The sequence below is a fragment of the Enterobacter sp. MGH 24 genome, from assembly GCF_000493015.1.
In the GTDB taxonomy this organism is placed as follows: Bacteria; Pseudomonadota; Gammaproteobacteria; order Enterobacterales; family Enterobacteriaceae; genus Enterobacter.
The window spans coordinates 1905872-1928864 of record NZ_KI535657.1; the positions used below are offsets into that span (position 1 = coordinate 1905872).

The 22993-nt window shown below is 56.3% G+C and carries 23 protein-coding genes; 16 read left to right on the forward strand and 7 right to left on the reverse strand.

Annotated features, from left to right (window positions below):
• Positions 1-117: 117 nt before the first annotated feature.
• From tamA to L370_RS12785, 3 genes are read left to right on the forward strand one after another with little or no spacing between them, the layout of a single operon-like run.
• A complete protein-coding gene (tamA, locus tag L370_RS12795; RefSeq protein ID WP_023334289.1) occupies positions 118-1851 on the forward strand; it encodes an autotransporter assembly complex protein TamA in 1734 nt (577 codons plus the stop codon).
• Positions 1848-5624, forward strand: a complete 3777-nt coding sequence (gene tamB, locus L370_RS12790; protein WP_023334290.1) for an autotransporter assembly complex protein TamB — start codon at positions 1848-1850, stop codon at positions 5622-5624. Before tamA ends, tamB begins: the two co-directional genes overlap by 4 nt.
• Positions 5625-5626: 2 nt before the next feature.
• A complete protein-coding gene (locus tag L370_RS12785; RefSeq protein WP_014830431.1) occupies positions 5627-5971 on the forward strand; it encodes a gamma-glutamylcyclotransferase family protein in 345 nt (114 codons plus the stop codon).
• Here the strand turns inward: L370_RS12785 and L370_RS12780 are convergent.
• The 4 genes from L370_RS12780 to ppa form a co-directional block, all read right to left on the reverse strand.
• A complete protein-coding gene (locus L370_RS12780) occupies positions 5951-6265 on the reverse strand; it encodes a hypothetical protein (protein WP_155858029.1) in 315 nt (104 codons plus the stop codon). The genes L370_RS12785 and L370_RS12780 overlap by 21 nt on opposite strands.
• A gap of 21 nt (positions 6266-6286) precedes the next feature.
• Positions 6287-6757 (reverse strand): hypothetical protein, encoded by a 471-nt coding sequence (locus L370_RS12775; RefSeq protein ID WP_023334292.1) that lies wholly within the window; start codon positions 6755-6757, stop codon positions 6287-6289.
• Complete coding sequence (locus L370_RS12770; RefSeq protein ID WP_023334293.1) at positions 6754-7338, reverse strand: hypothetical protein; 585 nt, start codon at positions 7336-7338, stop codon at positions 6754-6756. The genes L370_RS12775 and L370_RS12770 overlap by 4 nt, the downstream gene beginning before the upstream one ends.
• A gap of 223 nt (positions 7339-7561) precedes the next feature.
• Positions 7562-8092, reverse strand: coding sequence for an inorganic diphosphatase (gene ppa, locus L370_RS12765; protein WP_010427397.1), 531 nt, complete (start codon positions 8090-8092; stop codon positions 7562-7564).
• Positions 8093-8401: 309 nt separating this feature from the next.
• Between ppa and ytfQ the strand changes: the two genes are divergently transcribed.
• The 5 genes from ytfQ (at position 8402) to L370_RS12740 (ending at position 14615) form a co-directional block, all read left to right on the forward strand.
• Positions 8402-9358, forward strand: coding sequence for a galactofuranose ABC transporter substrate-binding protein YtfQ (gene ytfQ / locus L370_RS12760; protein WP_014882271.1), 957 nt, complete (start codon positions 8402-8404; stop codon positions 9356-9358).
• A gap of 65 nt (positions 9359-9423) precedes the next feature.
• Positions 9424-10926, forward strand: coding sequence for a galactofuranose ABC transporter, ATP-binding protein YtfR (gene ytfR, locus L370_RS12755; RefSeq protein ID WP_023334294.1), 1503 nt, complete (start codon positions 9424-9426; stop codon positions 10924-10926).
• Positions 10927-10936: 10 nt separating this feature from the next.
• Positions 10937-11962: a galactofuranose ABC transporter, ATP-binding protein YtfT gene (gene ytfT / locus L370_RS12750; protein ID WP_181012992.1), complete on the forward strand. Its 1026-nt coding sequence runs from the start codon at positions 10937-10939 to the stop codon at positions 11960-11962.
• Positions 11949-12950, forward strand: coding sequence for a galactofuranose ABC transporter, permease protein YjfF (yjfF, locus tag L370_RS12745; protein WP_023334296.1), 1002 nt, complete (start codon positions 11949-11951; stop codon positions 12948-12950). The genes ytfT and yjfF overlap by 14 nt, the downstream gene beginning before the upstream one ends.
• Positions 12951-13043: 93 nt before the next feature.
• Positions 13044-14615, forward strand: coding sequence for a methyl-accepting chemotaxis protein (locus tag L370_RS12740; RefSeq protein WP_023334297.1), 1572 nt, complete (start codon positions 13044-13046; stop codon positions 14613-14615).
• Here the strand turns inward: L370_RS12740 and L370_RS12735 are convergent.
• Positions 14587-14943 (reverse strand): helix-turn-helix domain-containing protein, encoded by a 357-nt coding sequence (locus tag L370_RS12735; protein WP_023334298.1) that lies wholly within the window; start codon positions 14941-14943, stop codon positions 14587-14589. The genes L370_RS12740 and L370_RS12735 overlap by 29 nt on opposite strands.
• 150 nt (positions 14944-15093) lie before the next feature.
• Positions 15094-16092, reverse strand: a complete 999-nt coding sequence (fbp, locus tag L370_RS12730; protein ID WP_023310178.1) for a class 1 fructose-bisphosphatase — start codon at positions 16090-16092, stop codon at positions 15094-15096.
• Positions 16093-16289: 197 nt separating this feature from the next.
• Here fbp and mpl point away from each other — a divergent pair, with 197 nt between their 5' ends.
• Positions 16290-17669, forward strand: coding sequence for a UDP-N-acetylmuramate:L-alanyl-gamma-D-glutamyl-meso-diaminopimelate ligase (mpl, locus tag L370_RS12725; protein ID WP_023334299.1), 1380 nt, complete (start codon positions 16290-16292; stop codon positions 17667-17669).
• A 94-nt stretch (positions 17670-17763) separates the two neighbouring features.
• On the opposite strand, the gene yjgA is transcribed toward mpl, so the two are convergent.
• Complete coding sequence (gene yjgA / locus L370_RS12720; RefSeq protein ID WP_023334300.1) at positions 17764-18315, reverse strand: ribosome biogenesis factor YjgA; 552 nt, start codon at positions 18313-18315, stop codon at positions 17764-17766.
• A 95-nt stretch (positions 18316-18410) separates the two neighbouring features.
• On the opposite strand from yjgA, the gene pmbA reads away from it, so the two are divergent.
• From pmbA to L370_RS12685, 7 genes are all read left to right on the forward strand, one after another.
• A complete protein-coding gene (gene pmbA / locus L370_RS12715) occupies positions 18411-19763 on the forward strand; it encodes a metalloprotease PmbA (RefSeq protein ID WP_023334301.1) in 1353 nt (450 codons plus the stop codon).
• Positions 19764-19804: 41 nt separating this feature from the next.
• Positions 19805-20191, forward strand: coding sequence for a cytochrome b562 (gene cybC, locus L370_RS12710; protein WP_023334302.1), 387 nt, complete (start codon positions 19805-19807; stop codon positions 20189-20191).
• A 316-nt stretch (positions 20192-20507) separates the two neighbouring features.
• Positions 20508-20846: a glycine dehydrogenase gene (locus tag L370_RS12705; RefSeq protein ID WP_025911967.1), complete on the forward strand. Its 339-nt coding sequence runs from the start codon at positions 20508-20510 to the stop codon at positions 20844-20846.
• A gap of 10 nt (positions 20847-20856) precedes the next feature.
• Positions 20857-21219, forward strand: coding sequence for an SFCGS family glycine-rich protein (locus L370_RS12700; RefSeq protein WP_023293430.1), 363 nt, complete (start codon positions 20857-20859; stop codon positions 21217-21219).
• 2 nt (positions 21220-21221) lie between these two features.
• Entirely contained in the window at positions 21222-21521 is a 300-nt protein-coding gene (locus tag L370_RS12695; RefSeq protein WP_006810338.1) for a DUF4312 family protein, read from the forward strand.
• 22 nt (positions 21522-21543) lie between these two features.
• Positions 21544-22320: a DUF4311 domain-containing protein gene (locus tag L370_RS12690; RefSeq protein WP_023310182.1), complete on the forward strand. Its 777-nt coding sequence runs from the start codon at positions 21544-21546 to the stop codon at positions 22318-22320.
• 13 nt (positions 22321-22333) lie between these two features.
• Positions 22334-22975 (forward strand): DUF4310 family protein, encoded by a 642-nt coding sequence (locus L370_RS12685; protein ID WP_023310183.1) that lies wholly within the window; start codon positions 22334-22336, stop codon positions 22973-22975.
• Positions 22976-22993 lie beyond the last annotated feature (18 nt).

Genomic DNA, 22993 nt, shown 5'->3' on the forward strand with positions numbered 1-22993 from the left:
GGGTGTTGCACCCATTTTCAACCCGCGATTCGGGTTTTTGGCCAACAGGCCGTATTTTGCCGCGGAGCGGCACTTCATTTGCTTCCAGGGTGGAAACAGGGATATTCAGGAGAAAACGTGACAAAAATCCGCCAGTTATGTTTGGTCAGTGTGTTGCTGACAAGCGGGATTGCCAGCGCGGCGAATGTCCGTTTGCAGGTTGAGGGGTTATCCGGGGCGCTGGAAAAAAACGTGCGTGCGCAGCTGTCGACCATCCAGAGTGATGAGGTGACGCTGGACCGGCGTTTTCGCGCGCGCGTCGATGACGCCATCCGTGAGGGCCTAAAGGCGCTGGGTTATTACGAACCCACCATTGATTTCGATCTCCGTCCGCCGCCAAAGAAGGGGCGCCAGGTGCTTATTGCCCGCGTTTCGCCGGGTGAGCCGGTACTGATTGGCGGCACAAACGTCATCCTGCGCGGCGGAGCGCGTACCGACCGGGATTACCTGGACCTGCTCAGCACGCGGCCGAAAGTCGGTACCGTGCTTAACCACGGCGACTACGACCATTTCAAAAAAGAGCTGACGAGCGTTTCTCTGCGTAAGGGCTACTTCGACAGCCAGTTTAATAAAAGCCAGCTGGGCATTGCGCTGGCGCGACGTCAGGCCTTCTGGGATATCGACTACGACAGCGGGGAACGCTACCGCTTTGGCGATGTGACGTTTGAAGGTTCGCAAATTCGCGAAGAGTACCTGCAAAACCTCGTGCCGTTCAAAAAAGGGGATTACTACCAGTCGAGGGACCTGGCGGAACTGAACCGTCGCCTTTCAGCCACCGGCTGGTTTAACTCCGTGGTTGTCGCCCCGGAATTTGATAAGTCTCGCAAAACCAAGGTGTTGCCGCTGCATGGCGTTGTCTCGCCGCGCACCGAGAACACCATTGAGACCGGTGTTGGCTACTCGACGGATGTAGGACCACGCGTGAAAACCTCGTGGAAAAAACCGTGGATGAACTCGTACGGTCACAGCCTGACCACCAGCCTGAGCCTCTCGGCGCCCGAACAGCAGCTGGATTTCAGCTACAAAATGCCGCTGCTGAAAAATCCGCTTGAGCAATATTACCTTCTGCAGGGCGGCTTTAAGCGCACCGATTTGAACGACACCAAGCAGGACTCTACGACGCTTGCGGTCTCCCGCTTCTGGGATCTCTCCAGCGGCTGGCAGCGCGCCATTAACCTGCGCTGGAGCCTGGACCACTTTACCCAGGCCAACGTCACCAATACCACCATGCTGCTTTATCCGGGCGTGATGATCAGCCGCACCCGCTCGCGTGGGGGCCTGATGCCGACCTGGGGCGACTCGCAGCGCTACTCCATCGACTATTCCAACTCCGCCTGGGGCTCCGACGTGGACTTCTCCGTCCTGCAGGCGCAAAACGTCTGGATCCGCACGCTGTATGACAAACATCGCTTTGTGATGCGCGGCAATCTCGGCTGGATTGAAACGGGAGACTTCGAGCGCGTGCCGCCGGATCTGCGCTTCTTCGCCGGTGGCGACCGCAGCATTCGTGGGTATAAGTACAAATCGATCTCGCCTGAGAACGAAAAGGGCCAGCTAACCGGCGCGTCAAAACTGGCGACGGGGTCGCTGGAGTATCAGTACAACGTCAGCGGAAAATGGTGGGGCGCCATGTTTGTTGACGGCGGTGAAGCGGTGAACGATATCCGCCGCAGCGACTTTAAAACCGGCGCGGGCGTGGGCGTACGCTGGCAGTCACCCGTCGGGCCCATCAAGCTCGACTTCGCCGTACCTGTCGGCGACAAAGATGAACACGGATTACAGTTTTACATCGGTCTGGGGCCTGAATTATGAGTTTATGGAAGAAAATAAGCCTCGGGGTGCTGATTTTTATCGTGCTGCTGCTCGGTACGGTGGCGTTTCTGGTGGGAACGACGACCGGGCTGCATCTGCTGTTTAACGCCGCGAACCGCTGGGTGCCGGGGCTGGAGATTGGTCAGGTAACGGGCGGCTGGCGCGATCTGCGTCTGAAAAACATCCGCTACGAGCAGCCGGGCGTGGCGGTGAACGCCGGGGAGTTCCATCTCGCGGTGAAGCTGGGCTGCCTGCGTGACAGCAAGCTCTGCGTCAACGATCTGTCGCTTAAAGACGTCAACGTGGCGATAGATTCGAAAAAAATGCCGAAGTCTGCGCCGGTCGAGGAAGAGGACAGCGGCCCGCTGAATCTCTCCACGCCGTACCCGATCGCGCTCTATCGGGTCGCGCTCGATAACGTCAACATCAAAATCGACGACACCACCGTGTCCGTGATGGATTTCACCTCCGGCCTGCGCTGGCAGGAGAAAAACCTCACCCTGACGCCGACGTCCCTGCAGGGCTTGCTGATCGCGCTGCCGAAAGTGGCCGACGTGGCGCAGGAAGAGATCGTCGAGCCGAAGATCCAGAACCCGCAGCCAGAAGAAAAGCCGCTGGGCGAAACGCTGAAAGATCTCTTCTCGAAGCCTGTCCTGCCGGAAATGACCGACGTTCACCTGCCGCTGAACCTCAATATTGAGGAGTTCAAAGGTGAGCAGCTGCGCCTGACCGGCGATACCGATCTGACGGTCTACAATATGCTGCTGAAAGTCAGCAGCATTGACGGCAACATGAAGCTCGACGCGCTGGATATCGACACCAACCAGGGCTCGGTGAATGCGTCGGGGAATGCGCTGCTGCGCGACAACTGGCCGGTCGATATCACCCTCAACAGCGCGCTCAACATCGATCCGCTGAAAGGCGAGAAGGTGAAGGTCAAGGTGGGCGGGGCGCTGCGCGATAAGCTGGACGTCGGGGTCAATCTCTCTGGCCCGGTTGACCTGGTCCTGCGCGCGCAAACGCAGCTGGCGGAAGCCGGGCTGCCGCTCAATCTTGAGGTTGTCAGCAAGCAGCTTTACTGGCCGTTCACCGGCGAAAAGCAGTTCCAGGCCGATGACCTGAAGCTGAAGCTGAGCGGCAAGATGACCGACTACACGCTCTCGTTCCGCACCGCGGTGAAGGGGCAGGGCGTGCCGCCCGCAAACATCACGCTGGATGCGAAGGGCAACGAACAGCAGGTTAACCTCGACAAGCTGACCGTCGCGGCGCTGGAAGGCAAAACCGAGCTGACCGCGCTGCTCGACTGGCAGCAGGCGATCAGCTGGCGCGGCGAGCTGAAGCTGACGGGCATTAACACCGCTAAAGAGGTGCCGGACTGGCCGTCAAAACTGGACGGCCTGATCAAAACGCGCGGCAGCCTGTACGGCGGTACGTGGCAGATGGACGTGCCGGAAATTAAGCTCACCGGGAACGTGAAGCAGAACAAGGTTAACGTTGAAGGCTCGGTGAAAGGCAACAGCTACCTGCAGTGGGTCATTCCGGGTCTGCACGTGGCGCTGGGCCGCAACACGGCGGATATCAAAGGCGAGCTGGGGGTGAAAGATCTTAATCTGGACGCCACCATCGACGCGCCGAATCTGGATAACGCCCTTCCGGGTCTGGGGGGGACGGCGAAAGGTCTCGTGAAAGTGCGCGGCACCGTGGATGCGCCGCAGCTGCTGGCGGACATTACCGCCAATAACCTGCGCTGGCAGGAGCTGAGCGTTGCCCGCGTCCGCGTGGAAGGGGATGTGAAATCCACCGATCAGATCGGCGGTAACCTGAACCTGCGCGTAGAGCGTATTTCTCAGCCGGACGTGAACATTAACCTGGTCACCCTGGACGCCAAAGGGAACGAGAAGCAGCACGATCTCCAGCTGCGCGTGCAGGGCGAGCCGGTCTCCGGCCAGCTTCACCTGACCGGCAGCTTCGACCGCAAGGAAGAACGCTGGAAAGGGACGCTGGATAACACGCGTTTTAATACGCCGGTCGGGCCGCTGGCGCTGTCGCGCTCCATCGCGCTGGACTACCGCAACGCCGAGCAGAAGATCAGCATTGGGCCACACTGCTGGACCAACCCGAATGCGGAGTTGTGCGTGCCGCAGACCATTGATGCGGGCGCGGAAGGGCGGGCGCAGATCAACCTTAATCGTTTCGATCTGGCGATGCTGAAGCCGTTTATGCCGGACACGACTCAGGCCAGCGGCGTCTTCAGCGGGAAAGCCGATGTGGCATGGGATACCACCAAAGAGGGGCTGCCGCAGGGCAGCGTCACGCTGTCCGGGCGTAATGTGAAGGTGACGCAGGAGGTCAACGACGCGCCGCTTCCGGTGGCATTCGACACCCTGAACCTGAGTGCCGATCTGCATAACAATCGCGCACAGCTGGGGTGGACAATCCGCCTGACCAACAACGGTCAGATGGACGGGCAGGTCCAGATTACCGATCCGCAGGGACGCCGTAATCTGGGCGGCAACGTCAACATTCGTAACTTCAATCTGGCGATGGTGAACCCGATTTTCGCGCGCGGGGAAAAAGCAGAGGGCATGGTGAATGCCAACCTGCGCCTGGCCGGCAACGCGCAAAGCCCGCAGCTGTTCGGCCAGCTGCGCCTCAGCGGCGTGGATATCGACGGTAACTTCATGCCGTTCGATATGCAGCCCAGCCAGATAGCGATGAACTTCAACGGTATGAGCTCGACGCTGAGCGGCTCGGTGCTCACCCAGCAGGGGCAAATCAACCTGAGCGGCGACGCGGACTGGAGCCAGATCGATAACTGGCGCGCCCGCATCGCGGCGAAGGGGAGCCGGGTACGCATCACCGTACCGCCAATGGTGCGCCTCGACGTCTCGCCTGATGTGGTCTTTGAAGCCACGCCAAGCCTCTTCACGCTTGACGGACGCGTCGACGTACCCTGGGCGCGCATCGTGGTTCACGACGTGCCGGAAAGTGCGGTCGGCGTCTCAAGTGATGAAGTTATGCTCAATGAAAATCTGAAACCTGTCGAACAGAAGAGCGCTGGCATACCGATTAATAGTAACCTTATCGTGCACGTGGGGAATAACGTGCGGTTGGATGCGTTTGGGCTGAAGGCGAGGCTCACGGGCGACCTGAAAGTGGCGCAGGATAAACAAGGGCTTGGCCTGAACGGGCAGATCAATATCCCTGAAGGGCGTTTCCATGCCTATGGTCAGGATCTGATTGTCCGCAAAGGCGAGCTGCTGTTCTCCGGTCCACCGGATCAGCCCCTGTTGAACATCGAAGCGATTCGTAACCCGGAAGCGACGGAAAACGACGTCATTGCTGGCGTTCGCGTCACCGGTTCTGCTGACGAACCGAAGGCGGAGATCTTCTCTGACCCGGCGATGTCGCAGCAGGAAGCTCTCTCTTATCTGCTGCGTGGACAAGGTCTGGACAGCGGACAAAGCGACAGCGCGGCGATGACCTCGATGTTAGTGGGTCTGGGGGTTGCACAAAGTGGGCAGGTTGTGGGTAAAATCGGCGAGACGTTCGGCGTAAGCAATCTGGCGCTGGACACCGAGGGCGTGGGTGACTCCTCGCAGGTGGTGGTCAGTGGGTATGTGCTGCCGGGTCTGCAGGTAAAATATGGTGTGGGGATCTTTGACTCACTGGCAACACTCACGTTACGCTATCGCCTGATGCCTAAGCTATATCTGGAAGCAGTGTCCGGCGTAGACCAGGCACTTGATCTGCTCTATCAGTTTGAGTTTTAGCAATGCGAATATTTGTCTACGGCAGTTTACGAACCAAGCAAGGCAACAGTCACTGGATGACCAATGCCCTGCTGCTGGGGAATTACAATATCGAGAACTACCAGTTGTACAGCCTGGGCCACTATCCAGGCGCGGTTCCGGGCGAAGGAACAGTACAGGGTGAAGTCTATCGTATTGATAACGCGACGCTTGCCGAACTTGATGCCTTGCGCACCAGGGGCGGTGAATACGCACGCCAGTTGATCCAGACGCCGTACGGAAGTGCGTGGATGTATGTCTACCAGCGTCCGGTCGAAGGGTTAACGCGGATTGTAAGCGGTAACTGGTTAGACAGAGACCAGTACTGAAAAAAACAACGCCACCGTGAGGTGGCGTTGTTTTTTTTGTTCCTTCAACTCTCTTCTGTATCCCGGCGCCGGGTTAAAAACAGAGGAACGAACAGCATGATGTACGGGGCAATAAGCCATAACAAACACAGGGCGCGTGAACGGCCATAGTAGTTTATGCACCGCGTATTGCTTGAAATGACGGGCAGGAAAAACAGTAAAAACAGCAGAATCGCATAATCGCTTCGATAAGGGATCCATAAGTAAAACAAAAACCAGGCAAGCTGGAATGTCATGATGCAGAGATACTGCCATTTGCTGTCTTTGCCGTAACAGTCAAACGCCTTTATGTAGCCCATCTTTATGCTTTGAAGAAAGAAACTTAGCATGTATAACGCTCACGATCGCGACGGTCAGGAGCGTGCTCGTCAGCAACGCCCCTAAAAAAAAGCTGTGGGTGATATCAGTAGCACCCGAGCTTAAAGTATGTAATTTACTATATCCTCTATCTACTGCAACAAAAAGCGTATATAGCCCGATGTTAATACAGAACTGAAGCAGACAAGAAATGACAATATTTCCTGGTATTCTTTTTAATAGAGTGAGTAATGCATAAATAATACTTGCTGATAGAGCGAAGTAAAGTCCGTTAAATAAACTAGATAGTAAAGAACTATTTATTTCGCTGAATATTAAATTATCGCTTCCATAGTACCATGACAGATATTCAATATACGTACTTCTGCCAAAGATAAAGGAGGCAACAATAAGGATGAATAGGCTCACAATATGGCTTTTCTTACTCATAATTTTGCTCCCTTAGATAGCAGTTCCTTCATCGTTTTACTGGCTTCTAGCTGATCTTTGATTATGGCAAGGTCACGAGTATTGTGGTTATATTTTGCAATAGCGGTTGGCGTACCTTTACCACCATTGTCCATAAAGAAGACAATATCCTTACGACCATAAAGAAGAACTTGTGGGATGGGATCCCGCCCATAGCTCACCGCCTGTGGCAGGGAGTGGATAGACTCTGTCGTGAGGAACCGAGGAATATTTTCATGCTCAATATTACCTAAAGGCGTTGTGGCAACAAGAGAGCCAATAAAATCGGTCGTATACACTAACGCATCTGTATCTTTGGTCGTTACTTTTGAACCCGTAATATATTTTATCTGTTGCCAAAGGGTAATATCTTTAGGGGAAACCTTAACGCCATCCATAAACATATCTTGCTTGCGTTTTAGCTGAATGACAGTACGGTGCACTTGTGTTAAAGAGGGGCTGATTTCCCCAATAGAAGGCATAAGACCATCGCGGGAATAAAGCCGTTCAATAATAAAATAAATCCCAGTTGGGCGGGCAACGTCAATGTTAATGGATGACATATGAATCCTGTAAGGAAGGGGGATTAATGTTCATCATGACAGTATGTTGCGAACAGCCTGGCTATTCAACCACTCCCACCATAAATGATAGGGCGTCTTTTCTTTTTTTTAATATCCAAACCAAAAGGAATGGGATTTTTCTTAAATAATCCGTTTGTACCGCTTTTAACCAACGAAATAAAAAAGCCCCGACCAGCGGGGCTTTATCGATCGGCAGTAAGAATTACTTCTTAGCAGCGCGTTCGAAAGAGGCGATGATTTCTGCTTTCGCCGCTTCTGCGTTGTCCCAGCCGTCAACCTTAACCCACTTGCCTTTTTCGAGGTCTTTGTAGTGCTCGAAGAAGTGAGTGATCTGCGCTTTCAGCAGTTCTGGCAGGTCGTTCACATCTTTGATGTGATCGTACTCTTTGCTCAGCTTGGTGTGCGGTACCGCAACCAGCTTCGCATCTTCACCGGATTCGTCGGTCATTTTCAGCACGCCAACTGGACGGCAGCGAATGACGGAGCCTGGCTCCAGTGGGTATGGCGTTGGGACCAGCACGTCAACCGGGTCACCGTCCAGAGACAGGGTGTGGTTGATGTAGCCGTAGTTGCACGGATAGAACATCGCGGTAGACATGAAACGGTCTACGAACAGGGCGCCGCTCTCTTTGTCCACTTCGTATTTGATCGGATCTGCGTTAGCCGGGATTTCGATAACTACGTAGATGTCTTCTGGCAGTTCTTTACCCGCTGGGACGTTGAGTAAGCTCATGTCGGTGTCCTTTAAAATGGATGGTAAACAAGTGGCAGGTATTATAGCCAACTCGCGCTGAATGTCTCCGCCTGTTTTCGCTTTCTCTCCCCGCTTTCTCCACTTTTCAGACCGATTCCATGACAGGAAAATCCATAAACTCAGCCGCATTTTTCATGGCGAAATGAAAGCGATTACAAACTTGTGATTAACGATTTATTCACTTTTCTGAAGTGTGATGTAACGCAATTCGTTACATATTTCATGGGCTATAGTCATTCCGCAGAACATCTTTTAACCAACAATAACTCACCCTACGAGGACGTTAATATGTGGAAGCGCTTACTCCTGGTCACAGCAGTTTCGGCAGCCATGTCGTCTATGGCGATGGCCGCTCCCTTAACCGTAGGTTTTTCGCAGGTCGGCTCTGAATCTGGCTGGCGAGCGGCAGAAACCAACGTGGCGAAAAGCGAAGCTCAGAAACGCGGCATTACCCTGAAAATCGCCGATGGTCAGCAAAAACAAGAGAATCAGATCAAAGCCGTGCGCTCCTTTATCGCCCAGGGCGTGGATGCCATCTTTATTGCACCCGTCGTGGCGACCGGCTGGGAACCCGTACTGAAGGAAGCGAAAGACGCTGAGATCCCGGTCTTCCTGCTCGACCGTTCCATCGACGTCAAAGACAAATCCCTCTATATGACCACCGTCACCGCCAACAACGTGCTTGAAGGGCAATTGATTGGCGACTGGCTGGTGAAGCAGGTCGACGGCAAGCCGTGTAACGTCGTTGAGCTGCAGGGTACCGTCGGCGCGAGCGTGGCCATCGACCGTAAAAAAGGCTTTGCTGAAGCCATTGCGAAAGCGCCAAACATCAAGATCATCCGCTCTCAGTCCGGCGACTTTACGCGTAGTAAAGGTAAAGAGGTTATGGAGAGCTTTATTAAGGCTGAAAACAACGGCAAGAACATCTGCATGGTTTACGCCCACAACGATGACATGGTGATCGGTGCGATTCAGGCGATTAAAGAAGCGGGCCTGAAGCCGGGCAAAGATATCCTCACCGGCTCTATCGACGGCGTGCCGGACATCTATAAAGCGATGATCGACGGCGAAGCCAACGCCAGCGTGGAGCTGACGCCAAACATGGCGGGCCCGGCATTCGACGCGCTGGAGAAATTCAAGAAAGACGGCACGATGCCTGAGAAAGTGACGGTCACCAAGTCCACGCTCTACCTGCCGGATACGGCGAAAGAAGAGTTAGAGAAGAAGAAAAATATGGGCTACTGATCCAGTGAAATTGCCGGGTGGCGCTGCGCTTACCCGGCCTACGGGAACGTGCCGGGGGCGTAAATATGAAAACTGAACAACACCAGGAAATCCTCCGCACGGAGGGCTTGAGTAAATTCTTCCCCGGCGTAAAGGCGCTGGATGGCGTTGATTTCAGCCTGCGGCGCGGTGAGATTATGGCGCTGCTGGGCGAAAACGGCGCGGGGAAATCGACGCTGATTAAAGCGCTGACCGGCGTCTATCACGCCGATCGTGGCACCATCTGGCTGGAAGGCAACGCCATTTCGCCAAAAAATACCGCCCATGCCCAACAGCTGGGGATCGGGACGGTGTACCAGGAAGTGAACCTGCTGCCGAATATGTCGGTGGCGGATAATCTGTTTATTGGCCGTGAACCACGCCGCTTTGGCCTGCTGCGCCGCAAAGAGATGGAGGCGCGGGCGACAAAGCTGATGGAATCGTACGGCTTCTCCCTCGACGTCCGCGAGCCGCTGAACCGCTTTTCCGTGGCGATGCAGCAGATCGTCGCCATCTGCCGGGCTATCGATCTCTCGGCAAAGGTGTTGATCCTGGATGAACCCACCGCCAGCCTCGATACCCAGGAAGTGGAGATGCTCTTTACCCTGATGCGCCAGCTGCGCGATCAGGGCGTGAGCCTGATCTTCGTGACGCACTTCCTCGATCAGGTTTATGAGGTGAGCGATCGCATTACGGTGCTGCGCAACGGCAGCTTTGTCGGCTGCCGCGAAACCCGCGAGCTGCCGCAGATCGAGCTGGTCAAAATGATGCTCGGCCGCGAGCTGGAAACCAACGCCCTTCAGCGCGCAGGCCGCACGCTGCTGAGCGAGAAACCGGTCGCCGCCTTCAGCGATTACGGCAAGAAAGGGGTGATCTCACCGTTTAACCTTGAGGTGCGACCAGGCGAAATTGTCGGCCTGGCGGGCCTGCTGGGCTCCGGCCGGACCGAAACCGCCGAGGTGATCTTCGGGATCAAGCCTGCTGACAGCGGCAGCGCGCTGATCAAGGGCAAACCGCAAACCCTGCGATCGCCGCATCAGGCCTCTTGCATGGGAGTGGGCTTCTGCCCGGAAGACCGGAAAACGGACGGTATTATCGCCGCGGCCTCGGTGCGGGAAAACATCATTCTGGCCCTGCAGGCCCAGCGCGGCTGGCTACGGCCGATCCCACGCAAAGAGCAGAACGCCATCGCCGAGCGCTTTATCCGCCAGCTCGGCATCCGCACCCCGAGCGCGGAACAGCCTATTGAGTTTCTTTCCGGCGGTAACCAGCAGAAAGTGCTGCTGTCACGCTGGCTGCTGACCAAACCCCAGTTCCTGATCCTCGACGAACCGACCCGCGGCATTGACGTGGGGGCGCACGCTGAAATTATCCGGCTTATTGAAACCCTGTGTGCGGACGGTCTGGCGCTGCTGGTCATTTCCTCCGAGCTTGAGGAACTGGTGGGCTATGCCGATCGCGTCATCATCATGCGCGATCGTAAACAGGTGGCAGAGATCCCGCTGGATAAGCTGTCCGTTCCGGCGATCATGAATGCCATCGCGGCATAAGGAGTGAATCGTGATGCCCCGTTCGCTTTCGCAAACAGGTGAGTCAAAGCGCCGCTTCAGCTGGCCGACCGGCACGCCGCAAATCGCGGCGCTGCTGGTGGTTTTACTGGTGGATAGCCTGGTCGCGCCGCATTTCTTCCAGATTATCGTGCAGGATGGCCGCCTGTTTGGCAGCCCGATAGACATTTTAAACCGTGCCGCCCCCGTGGCGCTGCTGGCCATCGGGATGACGCTGGTCATTGCCACCGGCGGGATTGACCTCTCCGTCGGCGCGGTGATGGCGATCGCCGGGGCCACGGCAGCCTCCATGACCGTGGCCGGGCACAGCCTGCCGGTCGTTTTATTGGCGACCTTAGGCACCGGCGTGCTGGCAGGATTATGGAACGGCATTCTGGTGGCAGTACTGAAAATCCAGCCCTTTGTCGCCACCCTGATCTTAATGGTGGCCGGGCGCGGCGTGGCGCAGCTGATTACCTCCGGACAGATTGTCACCTTTAACTCCCCGAGCCTGGCGTGGCTCGGTAGCGGCAACCTTCTGTTCTTCCCGACGCCGGTGATTATTGCTCTGGCTACGCTCGTTGTCTTCTGGCTTTTCACCCGCAAAACGGCGCTCGGCATGTTCATTGAGGCCGTCGGGATCAACATCCGCGCCGCGCGCAACGCCGGGGTCAACACCCGGCTGATGGTAATGCTGACCTACGTGCTGAGCGGCGTCTGCGCCGCCATTGCCGGGGTCATCGTCGCGGCGGATATTCGCGGAGCCGATGCCAACAACGCGGGGCTCTGGCTGGAGCTGGACGCGATCCTCGCGGTGGTGATCGGCGGCGGGTCGCTGATGGGCGGGCGCTTTAACCTGCTGCTCTCGGTGATCGGCGCGCTGATCATTCAGGGCATGAACACCGGGATCCTGCTTTCGGGATTCCAGCCGGAGCTCAACCAGGTGGTGAAGGCGGTGGTTGTGCTCTGCGTGCTGATCGTCCAGTCGCCGCGCTTTGTCAGCATCATTAAGGGGATCCGTGGCCATGATAAAACGTAATTTACCGCTAATGATCACGCTGGGCGTGTTTGTGCTGGGCTATCTCTACTGTCTGACCCAGTTCCCCGGTTTTGCCTCGACGCGCGTGATCTGCAATATCCTGACCGATAACGCCTTTTTAGGCATCATCGCCGTTGGGATGACCTTTGTGATCCTCTCCGGCGGGATCGATCTCTCCGTTGGGTCGGTGATCGCGTTTACCGGCGTGTTCCTCGCGAAGGCGATCGGCTTCTGGGGGATCTCTCCTCTGGTGGCGTTCCCGCTGGTACTGGCGATGGGCTGCGCGTTTGGTGCCTTTATGGGGCTGCTGATCGACGCGTTAAAAATCCCGGCGTTTATCATTACCCTCGCGGGAATGTTCTTCCTGCGCGGGGTGAGCTATCTGGTGTCGGAAGAGTCGATCCCGATTAACCACCCCATCTACGACACGCTCTCCAGCCTGGCGTGGAAAATTCCCGGCGGCGGCCGCCTGAGCGCGATGGGGCTGCTGATGCTGGGCGTGGTCGTGATTGGCATCTTCCTCGCCCACCGTACCCGGTTTGGCAATCAGGTTTACGCCATCGGCGGTAACGCCACGTCGGCCAACCTGATGGGCATTTCAACCCGCAGCACCACCATCCGCATCTATATGCTCTCGACCGGCCTCGCGACGCTGGCGGGTATCGTCTTCTCGGTGTATACCCAGGCGGGCTATGCCCTTGCAGGCGTGGGCGTTGAGCTGGATGCGATTGCTTCTGTGGTTATCGGCGGCACGCTGCTCAGCGGCGGGGTGGGTACGGTGCTGGGGACGCTGTTCGGCGTGGCGATTCAGGGGCTGATACAGACCTACATCAACTTTGACGGCACGCTCAGCTCCTGGTGGACGAAGATCGCCATCGGCATTCTGCTGTTTATTTTTATTGCCCTGCAGCGGGGTCTGACGGTGCTCTGGGAGAACCGTCAAAGCTCGCCTGTTACCCGTGTAAACACATCGGTAACAGAGCGATAACACGCTGAATTTGCTTAAAGTCTAAACATTTTCCGGTAGCGGCCGATACTCTTTTTTTATGCCCAGAAATATCTCGCTACCGGAAATAATATCATGCTTAAAACGCTATCGATTCGTACCGGCTTGCTCTCTTTACTGGCCGTTATGACCCTTCTGCTGCTGATTGTCAGCGGCATCGGCATTTATGCCCTCACACAGAGTTCTTCTTCGCTGCAGCGTATCAACCACCTTCAGGGTGAGCAGATGGTGCAGCTTAATTCAGGCTATACGCTGATCCTGCGCGCGCGCAATGAGGCGGGCCAGGCCGTCCGCATGATGGAAATCGGCATGCTGGACGATGCGGCCAACGCGGTAAAAAACATCAATCAGGAGGTTGCCCTGGCCCAGAAAACGCTGAAAGGCGTGATCGACGGCGGCGTGGCTGACGCACAGGGGCAAGAGCTGCTCGATAACGTGGCGGCCAGCCTGGCGACGTATAACCAGCAGGGGATCAACCCGATGCTGAAAACCCTGAATGATCAGAGTGCGGACGGGTATTACGATCTGCTGGAGAAGACGCTGATACCGGTGGCGAAGCAGTTTGATAACGATATGCAGGCGTTTCAGAAATGGAGCGAAGCGCGCGGTCAGGCGGAAGTGAGCGCCGTGCAGGCGAGCAAAACCCGCGTACTGATCCTGATTATCGTCGCCGCGCTGCTGACGGCGGGCATTATCGTACTCGCCTGGCTGGTGCTGCGCCATATGCTGCTCAAGCCGCTTTCGGCCTCCATTGCTCAACTGGAGAATGTGGCGGCGGGGGATTTAACCCACACGCTGAATGCCCCCGCAAGCCAGGAGTTTAACCGCCTCAACGCGGTGATAGAGGAGATGCGACAGTCGCTGATGAACTCGGTTATGCGGGTACGCGACGCCAGCGCGCAGATTGATACCGGTAGCCGCGAGCTGACGCTGGGAAACCGCGATCTTGCCGAGCGTACGGAATCCACCGCCACGTCGCTGGAGCAGACGGCGGCCAGCATGGAACAGATCACCGCCACGGTGAAGCTCAATGCCGATAACGCCGAGCAGGCGCACCAGCTGGCGAAGTCGGTGTCCGACACGGCCGATCACGGCAGCGAGATGGTCTGCTACGTGATTGAAAAAATGCGCGATATCTCCGGCAGCTCGGCGCGCATCGCCGATATCCTGAGCGTGATCGACGGTATTGCCTTCCAGACCAATATCCTGGCGCTTAACGCCTCCGTGGAAGCGGCGCGCGCGGGCGAGCAGGGGCGCGGGTTTGCCGTCGTTGCGGGCGAAGTGCGAAACCTCGCCAGCCGCAGCGCCGACGCGGCGAAAGAGATCCGAACGCTTATCAGTGATTCGCAGACCCACGTTACCGAGGGCAGCGAGCTGGCCCAGCAGGCTGGCGAAACGATGGACGAGATCGCAACAGAAGTGCTGCGCATGACCAAACTGATGCGCGAGATTGCGACTGCGTCTCAGGAGCAGAGCCGCGGCATTGAGCAGGTAAATATTGCGGTGAATCAGATGGACGAAACCGCGCAGCAGAATGCGGCGCTGGTGCAGCAATCCTCCGCCGCGACCCGCTCCCTTGAGGAACAGTCGCGTCAGCTGATGGAAGCCATGTCATCCTTCAAAGTGACGACTCAGACCGCTGTATAATATTACCCAGCCCCGGTACGCTCTGTGCCGGGGTTTTATTTCCACCGGAATTAACCGCCGCAATATTATCGTGAATTTCACCCATTAATATTTCCAGCGAACGGGTTAAGGCTAACGCTTTTTCCGTCGGTTCAAGATATAAACCTTTGCGGAAAAATAATGGCTCATCAAAGAGTTGATTAAAACGCTTTAATGCCAGACTCACCGCGGGGCGGGACATCTCCAGACGCAAAGAGGCCTTTGCCATGCTGCCGCAGCGGACGATTTCAATAAATACAGGGATAAGATTTAAATCAATACCGGTATTAGCACGGGAATAATTTTTCATTGCGATTCTGCTCCACGAAATATCTGTCAAACTGTTATGGAAATAATGCAGGAGCAGTGGTGAATATTAAAGCATGTTTTTTATAAACACTTATACGGTAAAATATATAAATGACCAGGGGAGCCAGAACGGCTCCCCTGTAGAGAGGTATTACGCGTCCGGATACTCACGGATAAAACGTTCAACGTCTTCAACCATGTGGTTGTTGCCGACGAAGAATGAACGACGCTGGTGAAGGCTTTCCGGCACGATATCCAGAATACGCTCTTTACCGTCGCTCGCCTTGCCGCCCGCCTGTTCGGCGAGGAACGCCATCGGGTTGCACTCATACAGCAGACGCAGTTTCCCGTCCGGGTGGCTGGCGGTGCTTGGGTAGAGGTAGATACCGCCTTTCAGCAGGTTACGGTGGAAATCCGCGACCAGAGAGCCAATATAGCGGGACGTGTAAGGGCGCTGGGTCGCTTTATCTTCTTCCTGGCAGAATTTAATGTACTTCTTCACGCCGTTCGGGAAGCGGATGTAGTTACCTTCGTTGATGGAGTAGGTGTTGCCCTTCTCCGGGAAGCGCATGCGTTCCTGGCTCAGGCAGAAAACGCCCAGTGAAGGATCGTACGTAAAGGCGTGAACCCCGCACCCGGTGGTATATACCAGCATGGTGGAGGAGCCATAAACGACGTAACCGGCAGCAACCTGATTAATGCCCGGCTGCAGGAAATCTTCTTCGGTTACCGGCGTGCCAACAGGCGTGACGCGGCGGTAGATGGAGAAAATGGTACCGACAGAAACGTTAACGTCGATGTTTGAGGAGCCGTCGAGCGGATCCATCAGAACAACGTATTTAGCGTGTTCACACCCTTCGAAAACAACAATTTCATCTTCTTCTTCAGAGGCGATACCCGCAACGATGTCGCGCGCGCGCAGTGCAGCTTTCAATTTTTCATTTGCGAACAGATCGAGCTTCTGTTGAACCTCGCCCTGAACGTTCTCGGCACCGCTGGCACCCAGGATATCGACCAGACCGGCCTTGTTGATATCGCGGTGGATGATCTTAGCGCCCAGCTTTATTGCCGACAGCAAAGCAGTGAGTTCACCGGTAGCATGAGAGAACTCGTGCTGCTTTTCGACAATAAATTCACCTAACGTTTTCATAACACTTTCCCTGCATCTTTGTGAGTAGAGCGATTGTATGTTCACTAAAACGACTAAAGCCCAACAATCTTAACAAATATTCAAATAGTAGCGCAGAGGTGAATCGCGCCAGCAACATACGGATTTACCTGAAATGCGTTTCACAGCCGCTAACATGTGAGTAAAATGTGCGCCACATTGAAGAAGGATAGTGACGTATGCGCATTCATATATTGGGGATTTGTGGCACTTTCATGGGCGGACTGGCAATGCTGGCGCGCTCGCTGGGCCATGAAGTGACAGGTTCGGACGCCAATGTGTATCCGCCAATGAGCACACTTCTGGAGAAACAGGGCATCTCTTTAATTCAGGGCTACGATGCCAGCCAGCTTGATCCCGAGCCGGACCTGGTGATCATTGGCAACGCCATGACCCGCGGTAATCCGTGCGTCGAGGCGGTTCTGGAACGCAATATTCCGTTCATGTCCGGCCCGCAGTGGCTGCATGATTTCGTGCTGCGCGACCGCTGGGTGGTTGCCGTTGCCGGTACCCATGGCAAAACCACCACCGCGGGCATGGCCACCTGGATCCTCGAAGCCTGCGGCTACAAGCCGGGCTTCGTGATTGGCGGCGTACCGGGTAATTTCGACGTTTCTGCACGTCTGGGCGACAGCCCGTTCTTTGTGATCGAAGCCGACGAATACGACTGCGCGTTCTTCGACAAGCGTTCTAAGTTCGTGCATTACTGCCCGCGCACGCTGATCCTCAACAACCTTGAGTTCGACCATGCGGATATCTTTGACGATCTGAAAGCCATTCAGAAGCAGTTCCACCACCTGGTGCGCATCGTGCCGGGCCAGGGACGCATCATCCTGCCGGAGAACGACATCAACCTGAAGCAGACCCTGGCGATGGGCTGCTGGAGCGAGCAGGAGCTGGTGGGCGAGCAGGGCCACTGGCAGGCGAAGAAACTCAACGCCGATGCCTCCGAGTGGGAAGTGCTGCTCGACGGTGAGAAAGTGGGTGAGGTGAAGTGGGGTCTGGTGGGTGAGCACAACATGCACAACGGCCTGATGGCCATTGCTGCCGCACGCCACGTGGGCGTTCAGCCTGCGGATGCAGCGAATGCGCTGGGCTCGTTTATCAATGCCCGTCGCCGCCTGGAGCTGCGCGGTGAAGCCCACGGCGTTACCGTGTATGACGATTTCGCGCACCACCCAACGGCCATTCTGGCCACGCTTGCCGCCCTGCGTGGCAAGGTCGGCGGCACAGCCCGCATTCTGGCAGTGCTGGAGCCGCGCTCGAACACCATGAAGATGGGCATCTGCAAAGATGACCTCGCGCCGTCGTTAGGACGCGCCGATGAAGTCTTCCTGCTGCAGCCGCAGCATATTCCGTGGCAGGTAGCGGAGGTGGCCGATGCCTGCATTCAGCCTGCGCACTGGAGTGCGGATGTGGATGTGCTCGCGGATATGGTGGTGAAAGCCGCTCAGCCCGGTGACCACATTCTGGTGATGAGCAACGGCGGTTTCGGTGGGATCCATCAGAAGCTGCTGGACGGTCTGGCGAAGAAAGCGGAAGCGGCAGCCGCAGAGTAAAAAAAAAGCCCGGTGGCGCTAGCGCTTACCGGGCCTACTTCCCGTGTTTTCTCCCTCGCCCCTCCGGGGAGAGGGCCGGGGTGAGGGGAACAGATTACTCTTCGTTCTCAGACAGCTCGCGCAGGTACTGGAAAATCAGGCGCGCAGACTTAGGCGGCTTATTCCCTTCTTTCTCTTTCTTCGCGTTGCGGATCAAGGAACGCAGCTGCTGGCGGTCGGCATCCGGCCACAGGTTCAGCACTTCCGGTACGGCATCATCACCCTGTTCAATCAGGCGATCGCGGATCTGCTCAAGCTTGTGGAAAAACGCAACCTGCTGGTTGTGGCGGTTCTTCAGCTTGTCCAGCGCCTGGCGGATCGGATCGACGTCGCGCTGACGCAGCATTTTCCCGATAAGCTGAAGCTGGCGACGACGGCCTTCTTTTTTGATTTTCTGTGCCAGTTCAATGGCATCACGCAGATCCTGGTCGAGCGGGATCTTGTCCAGCGCGTTTTTACCCAGTTCTACCATTTCTGCGCCAAGCTGTTTTAACTCTTCGGCGTCACGTTTAATTTCACTTTTACTGACCCAGATGATCTCATCATCTTCGTCTTCGATGTCATCACCGGGAACGTCGTCGAGCCAGTCTTCGGGCTGCTTAGTCATGTCAGGCTCCTTAAAAAAAGAGGCTAATGTTACCAGTTAAGACGCGCACTGAAAAACGGTTCTCTGTTAGACTTCAGATAACTCTCTCTTACAGTATGGCATTTGCGATGAAAGTAACCTCACAAGTTGAAGCGCAGCGTAAGATTCTGGAAGAAGCCGTCTCCACCGCGCTGATGCTTGCTTCAGAAAAATCAGATGGCGCCGAAGTGGCGGTCAGCAAAACCACCGGCATCAGCGTGAGTACCCGCTATGGTGAAGTGGAGAACGTCGAATTCAACAGCGATGGCGCGCTTGGGATCACGGTGTATCACCAGAATCGCAAAGGCAGCGCGTCATCCACCGATCTCAGCCCGGATGCCATTGCCCGTACGGTGCAGGCGGCGCTGGATATCGCCCGTTATACCTCCCCGGATCCTTACGCAGGCGTGGCGGATAAAGACCTGCTGGCGTTTGACGCGCCGGATCTCGATCTTTTCCACCCGGCGGAAGTGACCCCGGACGAAGCCATTGAACTGGCCGCGCGCGCCGAGCAGGCTTCCCTGCAGGCGGATAAGCGCATCACCAATACCGAAGGCGGCAGCTTCAACAGCCACTACGGCATCAAAGTGTTCGGCAACAGCCACGGCATGCTGCAGGGCTACTGCTCCACCCGCCATTCGCTCTCCAGCTGCGTGATCGCCGAAGAGAACGGTGACATGGAGCGTGACTACGCCTACACCATTGGCCGCGCGCTGGGGGATTTGCAGTCTCCTGAGTGGGTGGGTAAAGAGTGTGCCGAACGCACGCTGTCACGCCTGTCGCCGCGCAAACTCTCCACCATGAAGGCTCCGGTCATTTTTGCCAACGAAGTGGCGACCGGCCTGTTTGGCCATCTGGTCGGCGCGATTGCGGGCGGCTCGGTTTACCGTAAATCGACCTTCCTGCTCGACTCGCTGGGCAAGCAGATCCTGCCGGAATGGCTCACCATTGAAGAACATCCGCACCTGCTGAAGGGGCTGGCCTCCACGCCGTTCGACAGCGAAGGCGTGCGCACCGAACGTCGCGATATCATCAAAGACGGTATTCTGACCCAGTGGCTGCTGACCAACTACTCCGCGCGCAAGCTGGGGCTGAAAAGCACCGGACACGCTGGCGGCATCCACAACTGGCGCATTGCCGGACAGGGCCTGAGCTTTGAGCAGATGCTGAAAGAGATGGGCACCGGTCTGGTGGTCACCGAGCTGATGGGCCAGGGCGTAAGCGGCATCACCGGCGACTACTCGCGCGGCGCGGCGGGCTTCTGGGTGGAAAACGGTGAAATCCAGTATCCGGTGAGCGAAATTACCATCGCCGGCAACCTGAAGGACATGTGGCGCAATATCGTTACGGTCGGTAACGATATTGAAACACGTAGCAATATACAGTGTGGTTCTGTACTTCTGCCGGAAATGAAAATCGCCGGTCAGTAATACCCGTAAAGGCGTTTTAATAATAAAAAAGGAAGTGAGCAATGCGTAAACATCTGTTAGCGATCGTCGCGGCTTCAACGCTGGTTCTTGGCTCTTCTGCGTTTGCTGCCGATCTTGAAGACGACATGGGCATCCTCGGTCAAAACCTGAAGGTGGTGCAGAAAACCGACAATGCGGCTGAAATGAAAGACGCGCTGACCAAAATGCGTGAAGCGGCGCTGGACGCACAAAAAGCGACGCCTCCGAAGCTGGAAAGCAAAGCGGCAGACAGCGCAGAGATGAAAGACTACCGCCACGGCTTTGACGTGCTGGTCGGCCAGATCGACGGCGCGCTGAAGCTGGCTAACGAAGGCAAAGTGAAGGAAGCCCAGGCGGCGGCCGAGCAGTTTGTGACTACGCGCAACACATATCACCAGAAATACCGTTAACCGATCGCGCATCTGACAAACAATCAGCGGGGGCCAGTGGCTCCCGTTTTTTTTACGCGGTAATAAGTAAACCCTATCGCCATCACATTTTTGCGTCACCACGCCTGAACGTTTTCGTTTCCCAGGCGCGCGTTTTGCCGCTGGAATACGTGACATTCATCACGTAAATACCGTTATTAATCCAGATTCACCGCATTTATGTGGCACAGATCACTGCTGCGGCTCGCCTTTCCACTTCGAAGTGGAAAACAACTCGCTACAAACCATTCCCCCCCAACGTTAGTTTTATTCCAGAGCCATTAACGGGGTAAGACCAGTGATTAACGGAGCGGTAATGAACGACGTTGGGGAACAGGCGGAGCAAACAGAACAGCTCGCGAACACCATGCTGCAGCAGGTTTATGCCCTGCTGGCCCGAAACAACATCATCCCCAATGCGGTACAGGAGCAGATGCTCACTTCCCACGTGCGCGCAATGGCACACCGGTCCGTGACCGGCGAGCCGCTGCCGGAGGTTGAAGCAGAGCTGTTTGACGAAATTTCACCGGATTCAATGCGGCTCGCCCGTGAAGTGGTCGCGCAGTTTGGCAATCTTCCTGATGAAGAAGCCTGGCTGCTCTCCGTTCACTTTGAAGTCGCGAAAGACAACCTTTAAGGAGCAACACATGGAACAGATTACAGTCGTGATTGGCGATCGCCTGGGCAAAGGTCAGAAAGTGGCCGCCGGTGTCGAAAAAGCAGGCGGACGCGCGGTTGTCGTACCGGGCATGGCCGCGGACATGAAGCTCGGCGACGTGATGAAAGCGGAAAACGCCACCTTCGGCATCTCCTTCTGCGGCAGCGGCGGCGCGGGTGCCATCACAGCCCAAACGAAATATGGCTACAAGGCCAAATACGGCATGCGTTCAGTGGAAGAGGGCGTGACCGCCATCAACGAAGGCTGCAACGTGCTGGGCTTCGGCTTCATGGATAAAGAAGAGCTGGGCGAGCGTCTGGTACAGGCGTGGCAGAAGAAATACGGCGCATAAGCATGAAAGAACAGTTCACAACCACGGTGAGAGTGAAGGGCAAAGGTGACGCAAAAGCGCGCGCCTTTGCCGACGCGCTCAACCACGTTCAGGCCGCGGTGATGAAAGCCTCACCGCATATCTTACTGCGTATTGAGCCACAGGATGTGCAGGTCGTTCAGGCGCAAGAAGCGGTGCGAAAAGAAGCGTTTCTGTTCTTCTTTCTGCGCCGGGAAAGACGCACCTACAGCGTGGAGCTGGATGTGACCGTCAACGTGACCGCCATCAATCTCGACCAGGTGGATTTCGTCACGCAACGCTGATTATTCATAAAAGGGCAGACTGATGTTCTTAATTATATTAATAAAATCGCTCATCATTGGCGGCCTGGTTGGCGTCGGTGTCGGAGCCGGGGCTGCACGCATGTTTCATGCGCCTACCACACAGGGTATGGGCGCGTTTCGTACGTTGGGGGAACTGAACTCCTGCGAAGGGGACCCAGCGTCTCACTTCTCCTTTGGGTTAGGTTTCTTCTTTAACGCCTGGGCCTCTTCCGTGGCCGCAGGTGCCTTCACACAGGACGTTGACCACCGCATCATCCCGAACTGGGGTGCTGCTGCACTGATGATCAAAAACCGTAACGTCGGCGAAACGCTGCACGACCCGCGCAAAATGGCGATTGCCTGCGGCGTGATTGGCATGCTCGTCGTCACCTTCCTGAACCTGACCGCCTCCTCCGTTCCGGCAGCGCTTCAGGTCACCGCCGTGAAGGTGCTGGTACCGGCGGCTAACCTGCTGGTGAACACCGTGATGCCGGTGATCTTCTGGCTGGCGGCCATCGACGCGGGTAAAAAATCAGGCTTCTGGGCCACCATCTTTGGCGGCGCGGCGCAGCTGATCATGGGGAACGCCGTACCGGGCCTGGTGCTGGGGATCCTGATCGGTAAAGGCGTGGAAGAGAGCGGCTGGAACCACGTCACCAAAGTGATGATGGCGGCCATCGTCCTGCTCTTCGTGCTGAGCGGCTTCTTCCGCGGCTTCGACATGAAGATGATCGAATCCTTCCATCTGACCGTGCCGAACTGGCTCGACATGATCCACAACTCGCTCAGCGGTAAATAACAGGAGCCTCTAAATGGAACAGAATAAAGGTTTTTGGTATGCCGACTGGTCGTTCCCGATCTTCGTTGGCCTGCTCTCCTCGGGCGTTTTCGCCGGGACGCACATGTACTACCTCTACGGCATCGGCGCGTTTAACGAAGTGGCCTTCGTGGCGATGCTTAAAGCGGGGATCGATACCGGCGTCTACGGCGCGGTGGCGGCATTTGGCGCGAGCTTCCTGTTCGCCCGAATTATCGAAGGGTCGCTGGTGGGTATTCTTGATATCGGCGGGGCGATCCAGACTGGCGTAGGCCTCGGCGTACCGGCGCTGCTGCTGGGCGCGGGGATCATGTTCCCGGTGACCAACTTCATTGCCGCGCTGATTACCGGCCTGGTGATTGGTCTGGCGATTGGCTACGTCATCATCCTGGCGCGTAAGTTCACCATCAACCAGAGCAACTCTACCTACGGTGCAGACGTGATGATGGGCGCGGGTAACGCCTCCGGCCGCTTCCTCGGGCCGTTGATTATCCTCAGCGCCATGACCGCCTCCATTCCTATCGGCGTCGGTTCCCTGCTGGGTGCGCTGGTGTTCTACATCTGGCAGAAGCCGATCACCGGTGGCGCGATCCTCGGCGCAATGCTGTTGGGCTGGCTGTTCCCGGTCGCCCTTTAATACCCGCGGGCGCTCAGG

Excerpts from the sequence above, each read along its gene's own strand:
- L370_RS12700 (WP_023293430.1), top strand. The coding sequence starts at position 20,857 with ATGGAACAGATTACAGTCGTGATTGGCGATCGCCTGGGCAAAGGTCAG.
- cybC (WP_023334302.1), top strand. The coding sequence starts at position 19,805 with ATGCGTAAACATCTGTTAGCGATCGTCGCGGCTTCAACGCTGGTTCTT.
- pmbA (WP_023334301.1), top strand. The coding sequence starts at position 18,411 with ATGGCATTTGCGATGAAAGTAACCTCACAAGTTGAAGCGCAGCGTAAG.
- fbp (WP_023310178.1), bottom strand. The coding sequence starts at position 16,092 with ATGAAAACGTTAGGTGAATTTATTGTCGAAAAGCAGCACGAGTTCTCT.
- yjgA (WP_023334300.1), bottom strand. The coding sequence starts at position 18,315 with ATGACTAAGCAGCCCGAAGACTGGCTCGACGACGTTCCCGGTGATGAC.
- yjfF (WP_023334296.1), top strand. The coding sequence starts at position 11,949 with ATGATAAAACGTAATTTACCGCTAATGATCACGCTGGGCGTGTTTGTG.
- L370_RS12695 (WP_006810338.1), top strand. The coding sequence starts at position 21,222 with ATGAAAGAACAGTTCACAACCACGGTGAGAGTGAAGGGCAAAGGTGAC.
- L370_RS12690 (WP_023310182.1), top strand. The coding sequence starts at position 21,544 with ATGTTCTTAATTATATTAATAAAATCGCTCATCATTGGCGGCCTGGTT.
- L370_RS12775 (WP_023334292.1), bottom strand. The coding sequence starts at position 6,757 with ATGAGTAAGAAAAGCCATATTGTGAGCCTATTCATCCTTATTGTTGCC.
- tamB (WP_023334290.1), top strand. The coding sequence starts at position 1,848 with ATGAGTTTATGGAAGAAAATAAGCCTCGGGGTGCTGATTTTTATCGTG.
- L370_RS12685 (WP_023310183.1), top strand. The coding sequence starts at position 22,334 with ATGGAACAGAATAAAGGTTTTTGGTATGCCGACTGGTCGTTCCCGATC.
- L370_RS12770 (WP_023334293.1), bottom strand. The coding sequence starts at position 7,338 with ATGTCATCCATTAACATTGACGTTGCCCGCCCAACTGGGATTTATTTT.
- L370_RS12740 (WP_023334297.1), top strand. The coding sequence starts at position 13,044 with ATGCTTAAAACGCTATCGATTCGTACCGGCTTGCTCTCTTTACTGGCC.
- mpl (WP_023334299.1), top strand. The coding sequence starts at position 16,290 with ATGCGCATTCATATATTGGGGATTTGTGGCACTTTCATGGGCGGACTG.
- ppa (WP_010427397.1), bottom strand. The coding sequence starts at position 8,092 with ATGAGCTTACTCAACGTCCCAGCGGGTAAAGAACTGCCAGAAGACATC.
- L370_RS12735 (WP_023334298.1), bottom strand. The coding sequence starts at position 14,943 with ATGAAAAATTATTCCCGTGCTAATACCGGTATTGATTTAAATCTTATC.
- L370_RS12785 (WP_014830431.1), top strand. The coding sequence starts at position 5,627 with ATGCGAATATTTGTCTACGGCAGTTTACGAACCAAGCAAGGCAACAGT.
- ytfR (WP_023334294.1), top strand. The coding sequence starts at position 9,424 with ATGAAAACTGAACAACACCAGGAAATCCTCCGCACGGAGGGCTTGAGT.
- L370_RS12780 (WP_155858029.1), bottom strand. The coding sequence starts at position 6,265 with ATGGCAGTATCTCTGCATCATGACATTCCAGCTTGCCTGGTTTTTGTT.
- ytfQ (WP_014882271.1), top strand. The coding sequence starts at position 8,402 with ATGTGGAAGCGCTTACTCCTGGTCACAGCAGTTTCGGCAGCCATGTCG.